The organism is Ruegeria sp. B11 (genome assembly GCF_056539785.1).
In genome coordinates, this window is the sequence record NZ_JBQFVO010000001.1 from 911089 (window position 1) to 925303 (window position 14215).

Annotated in this window: 14 protein-coding genes; 2 read left to right on the plus strand and 12 right to left on the minus strand. The window is 58.4% G+C overall.

The annotated features are described in order from the left end of the window. Positions 1-24 precede the first annotated feature (24 nt). The 7 genes from ccmB to yajC form a co-directional block, all read right to left on the minus strand. The gene (ccmB, locus tag ACR0I1_RS04620) at positions 25-681 is read right to left on the minus strand and encodes a heme exporter protein CcmB (protein WP_170396393.1); all 657 of its coding nucleotides are present in this window, start codon (positions 679-681) and stop codon (positions 25-27) included. After that, entirely contained in the window at positions 678-1292 is a 615-nt protein-coding gene (gene ccmA, locus ACR0I1_RS04625) for a heme ABC exporter ATP-binding protein CcmA (protein WP_480705179.1), read from the minus strand. The genes ccmB and ccmA overlap by 4 nt, the downstream gene beginning before the upstream one ends. 130 nt (positions 1293-1422) lie before the next feature. Beyond that, positions 1423-1776, minus strand: a complete 354-nt coding sequence (locus ACR0I1_RS04630) for an Mth938-like domain-containing protein (protein WP_480705181.1) — start codon at positions 1774-1776, stop codon at positions 1423-1425. A gap of 10 nt (positions 1777-1786) precedes the next feature. Next, positions 1787-2533 carry a TSUP family transporter gene (locus ACR0I1_RS04635; protein WP_480705183.1) on the minus strand — a complete coding sequence of 249 codons (747 nt, stop codon included), beginning with the start codon at positions 2531-2533 and terminating at the stop codon, positions 1787-1789. Next, positions 2526-3494 carry a protein translocase subunit SecF gene (gene secF / locus ACR0I1_RS04640; RefSeq protein WP_170396385.1) on the minus strand — a complete coding sequence of 323 codons (969 nt, stop codon included), beginning with the start codon at positions 3492-3494 and terminating at the stop codon, positions 2526-2528. The genes ACR0I1_RS04635 and secF overlap by 8 nt, the downstream gene beginning before the upstream one ends. Position 3495: 1 nt before the next feature. Then, positions 3496-5157 carry a protein translocase subunit SecD gene (gene secD / locus ACR0I1_RS04645; RefSeq protein WP_170403231.1) on the minus strand — a complete coding sequence of 554 codons (1662 nt, stop codon included), beginning with the start codon at positions 5155-5157 and terminating at the stop codon, positions 3496-3498. Positions 5158-5190: 33 nt separating this feature from the next. Next, the gene (yajC, locus tag ACR0I1_RS04650) at positions 5191-5478 is read right to left on the minus strand and encodes a preprotein translocase subunit YajC (RefSeq protein ID WP_155151194.1); all 288 of its coding nucleotides are present in this window, start codon (positions 5476-5478) and stop codon (positions 5191-5193) included. 192 nt (positions 5479-5670) lie between these two features. Here yajC and ACR0I1_RS04655 point away from each other — a divergent pair, with 192 nt between their 5' ends. Then, positions 5671-7335, plus strand: a complete 1665-nt coding sequence (locus ACR0I1_RS04655; protein WP_170512878.1) for a mechanosensitive ion channel domain-containing protein — start codon at positions 5671-5673, stop codon at positions 7333-7335. 72 nt (positions 7336-7407) lie between these two features. Next, positions 7408-8700, plus strand: coding sequence for a serine--tRNA ligase (gene serS / locus ACR0I1_RS04660; protein ID WP_170422274.1), 1293 nt, complete (start codon positions 7408-7410; stop codon positions 8698-8700). 53 nt (positions 8701-8753) lie between these two features. Here the strand turns inward: serS and ACR0I1_RS04665 are convergent, their stop codons facing one another. The 5 genes from ACR0I1_RS04665 to ACR0I1_RS04685 form a co-directional block, all read right to left on the minus strand. Then, positions 8754-9338, minus strand: a complete 585-nt coding sequence (locus ACR0I1_RS04665) for a helix-hairpin-helix domain-containing protein (RefSeq protein ID WP_480705185.1) — start codon at positions 9336-9338, stop codon at positions 8754-8756. A gap of 88 nt (positions 9339-9426) precedes the next feature. Beyond that, positions 9427-10413, minus strand: coding sequence for a fatty acid desaturase (locus ACR0I1_RS04670; RefSeq protein ID WP_170396376.1), 987 nt, complete (start codon positions 10411-10413; stop codon positions 9427-9429). Between the two features lie 163 nt (positions 10414-10576). After that, positions 10577-12040 carry a ribosome biogenesis GTPase Der gene (gene der, locus ACR0I1_RS04675; protein ID WP_480438684.1) on the minus strand — a complete coding sequence of 488 codons (1464 nt, stop codon included), beginning with the start codon at positions 12038-12040 and terminating at the stop codon, positions 10577-10579. Positions 12041-12089: 49 nt separating this feature from the next. Beyond that, entirely contained in the window at positions 12090-13412 is a 1323-nt protein-coding gene (locus ACR0I1_RS04680; protein WP_480561334.1) for a PQQ-like beta-propeller repeat protein, read from the minus strand. A 40-nt stretch (positions 13413-13452) separates the two neighbouring features. Next, positions 13453-14124 carry a hypothetical protein gene (locus ACR0I1_RS04685; protein ID WP_170396370.1) on the minus strand — a complete coding sequence of 224 codons (672 nt, stop codon included), beginning with the start codon at positions 14122-14124 and terminating at the stop codon, positions 13453-13455. Between the last annotated feature and the right edge of the window lie 91 nt (positions 14125-14215).

Here is a 14215-nt window from a genome sequence, read left to right on the forward strand (position 1 = left end):
GACCTCAGTCAAGCTTTGTGGCCATCACCTAAGATTGATGCGCAGTACCGCTGCGCTGGCAAAGGGTAAAAGTGCGACCGTTGCGGCGGTAATCCCTGCCAGCATTAGCAGGGGCGTTTGCGTCTCCATGCCTGTCGCACCGCGTCGGGCGACCTCGGCTCCGAAGATCAAAGTCGGCACGTAGAGCGGCAAAACCAGAAGCGACAGTAGCAGACCGCCCCGTTTTAGACCAACAGTAAGGGCCGCGCCAAAGGTGCCGATAACGCTCATCGCCGGAGTACCGAGGAGCAGTGAGATCACTAGCCACGAAAACCCGGGTACAGGCAGGTTTAGCAACACGCCTAGGAACGGCGCGGCCAGAACCAGCGGCAATCCGGTGGTTAGCCAATGGGCTAGCGCTTTGACGGTAACAACCGATTCCAACGGAAGCGGCGCGGTCGCGAGCAGATCAAGCGAGCCGTCTTCCCAATCCAGCGCCAGAAGGCGATCAAGTGACAGCAGACACGCCAAAAGCGCGCCAAGCCAAAGAACGCCCGGAGCGATGGTCGAAAGCAGCGAAGATTGCGGGCCAACCGAGAATGGCACCAGAACGGTGACGATCAGGAAGAAAGCAAGACCGAGACCAAAGCCACCCCCCGCACGGAAGGCCAATTTCAGATCACGCAGCAATAAGGCGATCACAAGAAACCTCCGTCGAAATCGTCGATGGGCTTGGGCTTGGCCTTGTTGGGGCCAACGTCCAGAACCTCTCCGTCCAAGCCAAGATCAATATGGGTCGCGATCAGGGCCGAACCACCCTGCCCCAGATGCGCGCGCACCGCATCCGCAAACATCTGCACGGCGTGACGATCCAGCGAGACCGTCGGCTCGTCCAGCATCCAGATCGGGCGGCCAGTAACCAACATACGCGCCAATCCCAGACGCCGTTTCTGCCCCGCCGAAAGGTTGCCCGCATGGCGGTCAGCCAACTCGTTCAGCTCAAACGCATCAAGGGCGTGCTGGATATCACGGGTGCCAAAGACCGACGCCCAGAAGTTGAGGTTTTCGACAACGGTCAGGGTCGGTTTTAACCCGTCGGAATGGGACGCGTATGCGATCTGTTCTTCTGCCCCGTCGATTTGCCCTGCCAGCGGCGGTTGCAGGCCCGCAAGCGTACGCAGTAATGTTGTCTTTCCGATTCCATTCGGCCCCCGCAGGATCAGCGCCCTTCCTGCCTCAAGCGAGAAGCTCAGCCCTTCGAGCACGGGAACTCCGCCGCGTGCGATGGCCAGATCGGTTACCTTTAAAGTCATGAAGCCCGCTTAGCGGATTGTGCGTGTGGGCAAAAGGTCGGAATTGCCGCAGAGCGGCTGGTCGGGTCGCAGTGAGGGGCCAGCCCCTCACACTCCCCAGGATATTTTTAGCCAGAGCAAGAACAGATCCTCAGACCGGGATCAGCGCAAGCGCAACGCGGCGGCCTTCGGAAAGCAGCACGTTGTAGGTGCGGCAGGCCGCCGGAGAGTTCATGATTTCGACACCCAGACCTGCCTCTTCCAATGTGGTGCGCAAGTCGGCTGGGATGTGGGTCAGTTCTTTGCCCGTACCGATGAACAGAACATCGACATGTTCGGACAAGGCCAGCAGGGTCTGGGCGTCGGGGTAACCCGCCCAAGCCGATGTACCGGTGGGGCCGGTCAGGACTGCCCCATCATGAACCTCCCCGCCTATCCGAAAGAACCCGGGGCCATAGCCATCAACCGGCTGAGCATTTGTATATGTGATCTCGTTCAGGCGCATGTGCAGGGTTCTAGCCCCAAAGCGGCAGGCCGGACAAGGCCGCTGTTGCAATCACCAGATAGGCTGCGGCGCGGTAGAGGTTCTCGTACTCGGGTCGGAACATCCAGCCCCCCAGCCAGTTGCCCGCGATGTTGGGAACCGCAAGCGCAAGGCCCAATCCGATGCTCGCGATCGAAAGACGCCCCATCCCACCGAGATATCCAAGGATCAGCAAATCGAAAGCAAACAGGAACAGTAGGATCGTCGCGCGGATGATCTCAACCGGTAAGGGCCGTGACATATAAAACAGGATGACAGCAGGCCCCGGTATCCCGGCTACCCCGCCCAGTAGCCCTGCAGCCCCGCCGATCGCAGCAACCATGCCACGCGATACCGCTCCCCGGTAGCGCAGACCAAAAACCAGAACGGCCAGCATCGACAATGAAATCAGGCTGACGATATAGCGAAACACTTCGGGATCGGTCCGGGTTAGCAGCCATAAGCCAACCGGTAGAAGTAGCGCGCACCCGACCAAAAGGCGCATCAGATCTGCCTTGTCAACAACCGTCCCTGCGCGGCGCAGGTTCGGGATCGGGCCAAATATGTCCATGACCGTCAGCGCGATGATGGCACCGAAGGGGCCAAGATACGGGCTGGCGATGGGCAGGAAGATCAGGGCAGTCCCAAAGCCGGAGAACCCGCGCACGATGCCCCCAACAAAGGCGGCGAAAATAATAACGGCCAGACCGGTTGGGGTCTGGCCGAAATACTCAGGCATCAATGTTGGCAAACTGGTTGCCCGCCGTATTCGACGGCTTCGACCAGTCGCGCTTGACCCCCAGCCACAGCAGGATGGTCGAGGCCACGAAGACCGACGAATAGGTCCCGACGATCACGCCCCAGATCATCGCGAAGACAAAGCCTCGGATCACGTCTCCGCCCAGTACATAGAGCGAGATCAGCGCCAGCAGCGTGGTCACAGAGGTCATCACCGTCCGGCTGAGCGTTTCGTTGATCGAGATGTTCAGCACCTCTTTGAGGTCTTTCTTCTTGTACTTCCGCAGGTTTTCGCGAACCCGGTCGAAGACGACCACGGTGTCGTTCAGCGAATAGCCGACGATAGTCAGTAGAGCGGCGATGATCGCCAGGTCAAAACGGATTTGTAGTTCCGAGAAGATGCCGATTGTCAGGATCACGTCATGCACCAACGCGGCGACCGCCCCGAGTGCGAACTGCCATTCGAACCTGAGCCAGATATAGACAAGCACTGCGCCAATCGCCAAGGCGACCGCAATGACCGCGGTCTGGATCAACTCACCCGAAACCTTGGGGCCAACCGATTCTACCGAGACGAACTGGATATCCGGCGCGGCAACGGTCAGCGCTTCTTCGACGGCTGTGACGGTTGCGGCCGCCACCGCTTCGGCCCCGTCCTGTGCCTGAATGCGGATCATCGCGACGTTTTCATCCTCGCCAAAGGTGGGATCAAAAATCTCGGTGATAGTCACATCGCCAAGCTCTAGCGGCGCGATGGCGTCGCGATAGGCGCCGACGTCGATCTCTTGCGCGCTTTGGGTCCGGATCGTGGTGCCGCCGCGAAAGTCGATGCCGAAGTTCAGCCCTTGCAGCAGGAATGACGTGAATGCGATCACCATCATCAAACCCGAGATGCCCAGCCAGACCTTCCAACGGCTAAAGAAATCGAACGAGGTGTTTTGGGGTACGAGTTTCAGTCTCATGTCAAACCTCGATCGTTTTCGGACGGCGGCGTTCGAACCACATCACGATCATCAGACGCGTCACAAAGATCGCGGTGAAGACCGAGGTCAGAATACCCAGACCAAGCGTAATGGAGAAGCCGCGCACGGGACCACTGCCCATGGCAAACAGGATGGTTGCGGTAATGAATGTGGTCACGTTTGCGTCCAGAATGGCCGAAAGCGCTTTTTCGTATCCCAGCTCGATGGCACGCGCCGGACCTTTGGCAGATTTCAGTTCCTCGCGGATACGCTCGAAGATCAGCACGTTGGCGTCAACTGCCATGCCGACGGTCAGCACGATACCCGCGATCCCGGGCAAGGTCAGCGTGGCGCCGATCAGTGAGAGCAGGCCAAACAAAAGCCCCACGTTCAGGATCAGCGCAATATTGGCGAAGATGCCGAACAGGCCGTAGCTTAGAGCCATGAATACCAACACGGCGACAAAGGCCACGATTGTCGCGACTTTGCCTGCGTCGATACTGTCCTGACCCAGCTCAGGGCCGATGGTGCGCTCTTCGAGGAAGTCCAGACCTGCAGGCAAGGCACCTGCGCGCAGCAGAACGGCCAAATTGGTGCTTTCTTCAACTGTGAAGTTGCCAGTGATGATGCCCGAACCACCTGGGATATGGCTTTGGATTACAGGGGCCGAGATCACCTCGTCATCCAGGACGATAGCAAAGGGTGCGCCAATGTTTTCTAGCGTGTAATCGCCGAATTTGCGCGCGCCAGAGGTGTTGAACCGGAAGCTGACCGCAGGGCGGCCGTTCTGGTCGAAGGATGGCTGCGCGTCGACCAATTCTTCACCGGTCACGACGGGTGCGGCGTCCAGAGTGTAGTACACACCATCTTCATCGATCGATGGCACAAGCTTCTCACCAACGCCCGGAATGGCATCCGGGTCAGTCCCGCGCCCAACGACAGGATTGAACGTCAACTGTGCCGTCGTGCCGATAATCTCTTTGAGCTCCCCGGCGCTGCCGATGCCGGGCACCTGTATCAGGATACGATCAGCGCCCTGACGCTGGATCGTTGGTTCGCGTGTGCCAACCTCGTCGATCCGACGGCGGATGATCTCAAGGGACTGGCGCACGGTGCGGTCATCCGAAGCAAGCTTTTCGGCCTCGGACAGTTGGACAACGATAGTGTCCCCCTCAGCGCGGGCCTCTATATCTGTTGCCCCTGCCCCGGTCAGCGTCTGCACCTGTCGGGCTAGACCGCGCACAACCTCTAATGCGCGGGACATGCCCTCGGGTTGGCTGATGCGCACGCGAATCTCGTCAGGCGCCGAATCCTGACGGCGGATCGTGCCGACCGTCGCGCGTTCATCACGCAGCGCGTCGCGGATTTCGGGCCACATCGCCTCCATCCGGGATTCGTAGACATCATCAACCTTGACCTCGGCAAGCAAATGCGCGCCGCCGCGCAAGTCGAGCCCGAGATTGACCAGAGACGACGGCAGCCAGTTCGGCCATTGCGCGGCCTCGGCCTGCATTTCAGGTGTATCAATGCCCAGCTCAATCGCAGCCTTGGCATCGTTAGATTGTTCTACGCGCGTATAAAACGCATTCGGCAGGGCAAGGAACAGACCGATCACACAGACCGACCAGATCAGAACCCGCTTCCAGGAATCAATTTGCAGCATTACCCTGCCTTTTCAAGGAATTGTCGCGCGAAGTTACTTCGCAGGTTCGGTCTTGTTCAGAACCTGAGCGATGGTCGATTTCACCACGCGAACCTTAACGCCCTCGGCGATCTCGACTTCGATCTCGTTATCGCCTTCCTTGACCTTCGACACCTTGCCGATCAGCCCGCCTTGGGTGACAACCTGATCGCCCCGGCGCACGGCTTCGACCATGGCCTGATGTTCCTTCATCTTTTTCTGCTGCGGACGGATCAGCAGAAAATACATAATCGCGAAGATCAGGATCAGCGGGAGAAACTGGGCGATTGCGCCACCTTCCATGGGATATTCCTTTGTTCTGATGATGCAGAGAGCTCTCTGCAAAGTTTGCGGGAACCTATGCTTTGAAACATGGGTTTGCAAGCAAACCTGGCCCCATTTCGACCATCGGGTTCAAAGGTTTGCTGCCGGACGTTGCAGATATGTTCTAGGCAGACCCTTCCAGTCAGATATAGTCCTGTGGCAGGAGGCCTAATGATTCAATCAATCCAGACCCTTGGCGCGTTTGTTCGCCTGATGCTCGTGACAGCCTGTTTAGGTCTTCTGGCGTCGCCCGTATGGGCACAGAACGCCACTAGCGAAGAGCCTGCTATAGAAGACACTGAGTCAGAGATTTTTCAGGCTCCGGTTATCGTTGACGGCGACACCTTGTTTCACCTGCGCGGCTCCAGCGCACTGCCCGCACCGGAACGGGCCGCGGGTGTACAGAACAAGATAATCGAAATCGCCGAGGCCTCAGACGCCGAGCAGGTCTCTATAACCTTCGAGGACTCAGAGTTCGGCATTCGAATCTTTGCCGATGGTGTTCAAGTTTCGATCGTGACCGATGCCGATTCCGAGCTTGAGCAGATGGACTTGAACGTTCTCAGTTTGTTGCACGGCGACGCTATTAAACAATCCATTGAAAGCTATCGCGCAAACCGCACCGAACAGGCGCGTGTTTCGGGTGCCATCGAAGCCTTAGCATGGACAGCTGGATTCGCGCTTTTTGTCGTCGTTATCCTGTGGCTGCACCGGCGCATTCGCCGCCGTACGCTGAAACTGGTCAAGCGTTACCTCAAGGATGTCGAAACCGCGACCGCCAAAAGTGTTCAGGCCGAGGCCATCGCCGCGTTGATCCGGTATGCTCTGAATTTTGTCCTGCTGGTGATCTTTTTCCTCGGCTTCTACTACTACCTCTCCTTCGTTCTGCTTGCCTTTGCCGAGACGCGCTATTTCGCGCAACTCCTGCTGACCTACTTGACCGAGCCGGTCCTGCTGATCTTCAAAGGAATCCTCAGCTACATCCCAAACCTGATCATGTTGATACTGATCGCATGGATAACGCTGTATATTATCCGGGGCATGCGTGTGTTCTTTGACGCCGTCGAGGCGGGAACCTTTGACATGGGCGATTTTGAAAGCCACTGGGTGAACCCGACCTTCAACATCGCCCGCGTCGTCGTTATCCTGATCGCTCTGGTCTTTGCTGTCCCTTACATCCCCGGATCAGATTCGGCGGCGTTTCAGGGGCTGACGATTCTGGTTGGTGCCATGCTGTCGCTGGGCGCAAACTCGGTCGTGTCGAACATGCTGGCGGGGCTCTTCGTGATCTATCGCCGCTCAACCTCGATTGGGGATCGGATCCAGATCGGGGACCATATTGGCGATGTGGTGCAGATCAAGTTGATGGAGACGCATCTGAAGTCCATCAAGAATGAACTGATCTCGATCCCGAACGCCCAATTGATGAATTCGGACGTGGTGAATTTCTCAAAAAGAACAGACGGTAGCGGGTTGCTGCTGCATACGACCGTCGGGATTGGCTATGAAGAGCCGCCCGAAAAGATCGAAGCGATGCTGATCGAGGCAGCCCATCGCACCAAGGGAATCAAGGCCAAGCCCGAACCCTTTGTTTTATGGACCGCATTGGCCGATTACGCGATCAACTATCAGATCAATGGTTATACCACTCGGGGCAGTATCATCCCGAAAATCCGCTCGGACTTACATCGCAACATCGTGGCCGTGTTCAATGAGAATAACGTGCAGATCATGACACCTTCGTACATGGCCGACCCGCCCGAGCCGAAGATCCCAGCCGAAGAGTGGGATGGCCATCTGGCACATGAAACACATGAGGACGCGGATAAGTCGTAACCGGTGCTACACCCTGCCATTCAGATGGTGCATAAGCGGATTCAGTGATTCACGCAGTTAAGGATCTGAACCATGCACGACATCCGCGCCATACGCGAAAACCCAGCCGCCTTCGACGCCGCCCTTGCGCGCCGTGGGGACGCGCCGGTGTCGTCAGACTTGCTGAGGCTGGACGAAAGCCGCCGCGCCAAGATTCTGGCTGCTGAGACAGCGCAGGCCGAGCAGAACAAGGCCTCCAAAGAGGTTGGCGCTGCCAAAGGGCGCGGGGATGAAGCTGAATTCGAACGCCTGCGCGCTCTGGTCGCCGAGAAAAAGGCCGAAGTGGCCCGGATGCAGACCGAGGCCAAGGATCTGGACGCTCTGCTGGCCGACCAGCTGATCCGCATCGCGAACCTGCCCGCCGAGGATGTGCCCGAAGGCGCGGATGAGAACGACAATGTCGAAATCAACCGCTGGGGCACACCACGCGAATTGGATTTCGCGCCGAAAGAGCATTTTGAAATCGATGCCGTTCAGAATGGCATGGATTTTGAGACGGCTGCCAAACTCTCCGGCTCGCGCTTTGTGCTGCTGTCGGGCGGCGTCGCTCGCATCCACCGCGCTTTGGCGCAGTTCATGCTGGACACGCATATCAATGAGAACGGGCTGACCGAGGTCAACGGCCCGGTTCTGGTTCTCTCGGAAATGATGCAGGGCACCGGCCAGTTGCCGAAGTTTGGCGAGGACAGCTATCAAACCCGCGAAGGCTGGTGGCTGATCCCGACTTCCGAGGTTTCACTGACCAACATCGTCAACGACACGATGATCGAGGAAAGCTATCTTCCCCGCCGCTATACCGCCCATTCCCTGTGCTTCCGGTCCGAGGCTGGATCGGCGGGCAAGGACACACGCGGGATGCTGCGGCAGCACCAGTTCGAAAAGGTCGAGATGGTCTCGGTCACCCATCCGGACAAGTCGGATGATGAACAGAAACGTATGCTGCGCTGCGCCGAAGGCATTCTCGAAAAGCTGGGCATCCCCTATCGCACCGTGATCTTGTGCACCGGCGACATGGGCTTTGGTGCACGACGCACTTACGACATCGAGGCGTGGCTGCCGGGCCAGAACACTTATCGCGAGATCAGCTCGGTCTCGACATGCGGGGATTTTCAGGCGCGCCGCATGAATGCGCGCTTCCGGCCCGAGGCCGGGGGAAAGCCAGAATATGTCCATACCCTGAATGGTTCGGGCCTGGCCGTGGGGCGCTGCCTGATAGCTGTGTTGGAAAATGGTCAGAACACGGATGGGACGGTCACCCTGCCCGAGGTTCTGGCACCCTATCTGGGCGGCAAGCTAACCCTTCAAACCAACGGCACGCTGACTTAAAAAAAACCGGCGCATTCAGGCGCCGGTTCCCGATCGGATAAGGCGGAGAAGTATCACTTCTTCGCCTTTTTCTTATCTTTCTTCTTTCCGGGCTTCTTGTCGGACTTCTTCTTATCGTCCTTCTTTTTGGCGTCCTTTTTCTTAACGTCTTTTTTGGGCTTCTTGTTTTTCTTACCCTTCTTGGCCTTTTCCTTGACCTTTTCCTTGGCTTTGGAAAACACCGCCTCCATTTCAGACTTCTTCTTGGCCGCCTTTTCAGCCTTGGCCTTGGCTTTCGCCTTTTTCTTTGCCTTGGCCTCGGCAGCGGCCTGTTCTGCCGCCGCGCGCTCCTTTGCCGCCTTACGCTCGGCCTCGGCCTTGTTCGCAGCCGCATTGCTTTTGGCTGTCGCGCGCTGCACAGCCGATTTCCGCTCTGCAGGCTTGCGGGTAGCAGCGCGACGCGCGGGCTTGGGCTTGGCACCGACGACTTCTTTCGCAGCCGCGATCAGCTTAGCTGCGCGGGTGGAACCGACGCGCGGGGTGCCGGACAGATCTTCCGGTTTGGCCTTGGCAATGGCTTCTGCTGTTTTGTAGCCCTTTGCATTCAATGCCTTAGCAAGCGCTGGCCCTACGCCACGCACCTCAGTAACTGCGGTCATTTCGTTTCCTTTCGTTAACTCCCCCAGATTGTAAATGCACAGCACATACGTTCCTGAGAGAGCGCCAATTCAAGAATTAGATAGGAGGTTACCCGCTTTCGGCCAGGCGATGGCCTGCAGTTCGGCTGGGAAATGGGACAAGTCTTTTGGCGTCTTCATCCCATAGTTTCAGATTCAGCGCTGCCACTGCCTCGGGAAACTTGATCCGTCGCGGTGTATATTCTGGCGGCAGGTTATAGTGGCACGCGCGCAGCCGGTAAGATGGGATGCGGGCATTGAAATGGTGGATGTCATGCAATGTGATGCAGGCCACCGCATTATCGAACCACCAGCCGAAATCCAGCGCCGAGGACCCCTCCAACGCAGCCAGCTTTGGATCCAGCTCGGGGCGGCGATCCCAGTAGGTATCTTCGAAATTGTGCTGCAAATACACCAGGAACACCCCAAGCATCCCGCCCAGCAGCGAAAACACCAGCCAGACCAGAATGCCGGTGGCACCGGCGATCAAATACAGCAGTCCCAAAAACACAACAATCGAGAGGTTGTGCAGCACCACGCCCATCACACCGAACCGCACGGTGTTCTTTGGCCAGCGATAGCGGATGAAGTATGTGAACAGCGCGCCAACCGGCACTAGAATGAAGGGATTCCGATACAGTCGGTAAAACAAACGCTTTTTCCAATCCGCCTCGTTCCATTCGCGCAGCGTCATGGTGTGGATTTCACCGGTCTCGCGATGCTCGAGGTTGCCGATTCCGGCGTGATGCAGATTGTGGTTCTGCTTCATCACCTCGAACGGGGCAAATGTGAAGGGCGATAACCCATGGCCAGCCCATTCGTTCTGCTCGCGCGTCTCGAACAACGAATGGTGCCCGCAATCATGCTGCAGGACATAGAGACGCACGGCAGAGAAGGCAAAAACGATCCCCGCCGGGATCATGATGTACCAGCGGTCGACATAGGTGATCGCCAATGTAAGCGATGCGAAATACACCGCGAATGTTCCGAAATAACTGAGCGCGGCAAGCTTGTTGTCCTGCACCGCGTATTGTCTTGTATATTCTCTCAGATCCATCACGCCCGCTCCCCACGGAGGTCGACCAATCACAAATTCGAAATTAAGTGCGGAAATCCCGCAAACAAGCAGCACGTGCAAAACAAATGCACGCGCTTGAATGCTAGCGCGCAGAAACGGGGCTGTCACGCCCCCTCTCTGAAAATGCTGGAAATTAGCGCAGTTACGCCCGTCCCTTGAGATGCTTGGCCAGTGCGCCTGCGTTTTTCTTGCGCCGCCCTTTGTAGGGGTTCTTGTCCCCTTGCCCGCGCAAAGTCAGGCGGATAGGGGTGCCCGGCATATCAAAATCCTCGCGCAGGCCGTTGACCAGATAACGCGAATAGCTGTCAGGCATCTTGTCAGGGTGCGAGCACATGACCACAAACCCGGGCGGGCGGGTCTTGGCCTGCGTCATATACCGCAGCTTGATCCGGCGCCCCTGCGGGGCTGGCGGCGGGTGCTGTTCCAGCATGGCGGTCAGCCAACGGTTCAGCGCAGCGGTCGGCACGCGGCGGTTCCACACGTCATGGGCACGCAATATCGCGGCGCGCAAACGTTCCAAACCGCGGCCTGTTTTAGCGGAGACTGTGATCAGCGGCGCTCCACGCAACTGCGGCAGCAGACGTTCGAAGGATTCTTTCAGATCGCGCAGCTTTTCCTGTTTGTCTTCTTCGATGTCCCATTTGTTGACGGCGACGACCACAGCACGACCCTCACGTTCGGCCAGATCGGCAATGCGCAGGTCCTGTTGCTCGAATGGGATAGCCGCATCCAGCAACACGACGACGACCTCGGCAAACTTGACTGCGCGCAGCCCGTCGGAAACCGAGAGTTTCTCAAGCTTCTCCTGCACCTTGGCCTTCTTCCGCATCCCGGCGGTATCAAAAATCCGCATCGGGGTGCTGTCCCCATCAGGGTCGGCCCAGTCGATCCGCAAGCTGATCGCGTCGCGCGTGATCCCGGCCTCGGGGCCGGTCAGCAGTCGATCCTCGCCGATGATCTTGTTGATCAGGGTGGATTTACCGGCATTCGGACGACCAACTACAGCGACTTGCAGGGGTTTGTCAGCGGTGATCAGCGGGGCTTCGCCTTCCCCGTCTTCGTCCAGCTCGATATCGGTTTGCGGCGTCTCTTCTATGCGCGCCTCTTCAGCCGCGTCAGCCAGTGGCATCAATTGCGCATAGAGGTCCGTCATCCCCTCGCCATGTTCGCCCGACAGACGCACCGGCTCGCCAAGGCCTAGGTTGTATGCTTCAAGCACGCCCGCATCAGCCGCGTTCCCTTCGGCCTTGTTCGCTGCCAAGATCACGTGTTTGGAGCGCTTACGCAGAATCTCGGCGAACATTTCGTCCGTGGGCGTCAAGCCCACCCGCGCGTCAATCATGAACAGGCAGACATCGGCCATGTCCACTGCACGCTCGGTAAGGCGGCGCATCCGACCTTGCAAGCTGTCATCGGTTGCGTCCTCAAGACCCGCCGTGTCGATCACGGTAAAACGCAGATCGCCCAGCCGCCCTTCACCTTCGCGCAGGTCACGCGTCACGCCGGGCTGGTCGTCGACCAAAGCCAGGCGTTTGCCCACAAGGCGATTGAACAGAGTGGATTTGCCCACATTCGGGCGCCCCACGATGGCGAGGGTCAGCGACATGATATTCAACTTTCAAGACTCAAGATGCGCCCTTTAACGCATCTTGTCGTCAACGGAAAGCGTGCAGTTCGCCCTTGGTCGACACAACATACAGCGTCTGACCCGCCACAACCGGTGCCGTGGTCGCGCCACCCGGCACTTCGACCTGATGCACCAGCGCTCCGTCGACGGGATTGAAGAAGCGCAGATAGCCGTCGTTCGAAGCCACGACAAGGCGTCCACCGGCCATGATCGGGCCGTAATGGGCAAAGATCGGACCCCGGCGGCCCGGCTTGTTCTTGACAAAGCCCGGCAGATCGATGGCCCAGACAGTCGAGCCATCGGCTGCATCCAACCGTACCAACTGGCTGCGATCACTGATCAGGAAAACACTGTTCCCCGCCGGCCAGACTGTGTCAACGGCCCCCTCCGGTGCTGTCCAGTTCCGCTCACCCGAATTCCCGTCGAACGAGACCGTGCGCCCCGAATGGTTGCCGATTATGACCGAACTACCCGACACCATGGGCCCGGCGGTCACATCCACGATCTGAGCTGCCGCTCGGCCCCGACGCCCGCCTGCAACGGACGCGTTCCAGCGTAAAATACCGCCCCGGCGGAATGTTGCCGCGACATCACCCGATCCAAAGGCAAAGACTGACAGGTCCGAGGCAATCACGGGAGCAGGTGCACCCAGAACGTTGCCGACGCTCGGCGTGCCTTCGATTTGCCAGATGATCCGCCCATCCTTGGTATTCACCGCCCAACCGGTTTCGTCCCCGGCCACCAGATAGAGTATGCCGCCGCTAACCAAAGGAGCACCGCTGCCAGTTGCATTCAGACGTTTCTGCCACCTTTGCGCCCCGGATTTCGCATCGAGCGCGGTCAACCTACCGAAACCCGACGAGACATAAAGCACACCGTCGGCATAGGCGAGCCCTCCGCCTGTGGCATCCCCGTCCTTTTCATTCGGCGGGATAAGGTTTGTGCTCCAGGCGACCTGCCCTTGGGGCGTAACAGCCGAGACAATTGCCCCGGAATCGAGCGTATATATCAGGCCACCAGCAACAACAGGGTCTGCGGTGATCCGCTGTTTTCGGCTATCGCCGGACCCAATGTTAGCAGACCAAATACGCTGCGGTGTGGCACTCAGCGCTGCGTTTGTAGTGCGGAAGGCGGGTGTTCCCGCGCTTTGCGACCAGTTGGCGTTGCGGCTTTGAGCCGGAATACTGATCGGTTTGGCGCCACGGGTTTCAACGGTTTCGTTGTCGATGGAGGCACGAATATCCTCACGCTCACCCGGCAGAATGACTTCGGGTTCCTGACAGGCGCTGAGAACGGTGAGCGCGGCTGCCGCAACCGGCAATCCGAAGCCTGAGAAATAACGTGATAGCATAATCTACAAACTCGCCTGTGATGTTCCGTTTCGCTGCCGGTTAACCCTGCTGGTTCGCCACGGGCTCGGGTTCGCCCCCAAGCGCGACGATCAGTTGAGCCGCGCGCTGTTGCAGATCGACGCTGGCCTCGGCGTCCTGGCGCAACGCCTGCAAACGGTCCAAAGCGGCTTGCGTATTGCCCTCGGCCACATCGATCAGGGCCAATTGTTCTTCGGCGAGCAGACGCAAAGGAGCACCAGGTATGGCCAGCGCTTCGAACTGTTGACGACGATCCGCCACTGGCATCGTGTCAGTTTGCAGTAGCAATGCCTTGAAACTTGCAATCGCGCGATAGATTTCAGGCAAATCCCCCTGCGTGGCGATCGCGTTCAGACTGTTCACCGCATCTTGCGCCGATCCGGCCTCGGCCTGAGAGGCGGACAGCAACATGTTCAAAACCGCGTCACCGCCGACAGACGCAGCATCGATCGCCTGCAGGCTTTGTGCCCGTTCGGCCGATCCGTTTTCAGCCAGCGCCGACAGAATCGCATCACCCAGAGCCTCGGCCTGGTTGGTATCACGTGCTTTTCGGTATTCGTTGAACGCAGCGCCCCCGACAATGGCCACGACAGCCAGCACACCGACCCAGCCCCAACGGCGCAAAAGAAGGTACATGCGATCGCGGCGCACCTCTTCGGTGACCTCTTCAATAAAACTGTCGGCGTCGCTCATCCCTGCCCCCAGGCTTAAGTGTCCGGTTTTCTAGCGCCATGTCATACCCCGGCGATCAGGCCAAGCCAAGTGCCCGAATTCATACATTTGC

Excerpts from the sequence above, each read along its gene's own strand:
- ccmA (WP_480705179.1), bottom strand. The coding sequence starts at position 1,292 with ATGACTTTAAAGGTAACCGATCTGGCCATCGCACGCGGCGGAGTTCCC.
- ACR0I1_RS04630 (WP_480705181.1), bottom strand. The coding sequence starts at position 1,776 with ATGCGCCTGAACGAGATCACATATACAAATGCTCAGCCGGTTGATGGC.
- ACR0I1_RS04635 (WP_480705183.1), bottom strand. The coding sequence starts at position 2,533 with ATGCCTGAGTATTTCGGCCAGACCCCAACCGGTCTGGCCGTTATTATT.
- secF (WP_170396385.1), bottom strand. The coding sequence starts at position 3,494 with ATGAGACTGAAACTCGTACCCCAAAACACCTCGTTCGATTTCTTTAGC.
- secD (WP_170403231.1), bottom strand. The coding sequence starts at position 5,157 with ATGCTGCAAATTGATTCCTGGAAGCGGGTTCTGATCTGGTCGGTCTGT.
- yajC (WP_155151194.1), bottom strand. The coding sequence starts at position 5,478 with ATGGAAGGTGGCGCAATCGCCCAGTTTCTCCCGCTGATCCTGATCTTC.
- ACR0I1_RS04655 (WP_170512878.1), top strand. The coding sequence starts at position 5,671 with ATGATTCAATCAATCCAGACCCTTGGCGCGTTTGTTCGCCTGATGCTC.
- serS (WP_170422274.1), top strand. The coding sequence starts at position 7,408 with ATGCACGACATCCGCGCCATACGCGAAAACCCAGCCGCCTTCGACGCC.
- ACR0I1_RS04665 (WP_480705185.1), bottom strand. The coding sequence starts at position 9,338 with ATGACCGCAGTTACTGAGGTGCGTGGCGTAGGGCCAGCGCTTGCTAAG.
- ACR0I1_RS04670 (WP_170396376.1), bottom strand. The coding sequence starts at position 10,413 with ATGGATCTGAGAGAATATACAAGACAATACGCGGTGCAGGACAACAAG.
- der (WP_480438684.1), bottom strand. The coding sequence starts at position 12,040 with ATGTCGCTGACCCTCGCCATCGTGGGGCGCCCGAATGTGGGCAAATCC.
- ACR0I1_RS04680 (WP_480561334.1), bottom strand. The coding sequence starts at position 13,412 with ATGCTATCACGTTATTTCTCAGGCTTCGGATTGCCGGTTGCGGCAGCC.
- ACR0I1_RS04685 (WP_170396370.1), bottom strand. The coding sequence starts at position 14,124 with ATGAGCGACGCCGACAGTTTTATTGAAGAGGTCACCGAAGAGGTGCGC.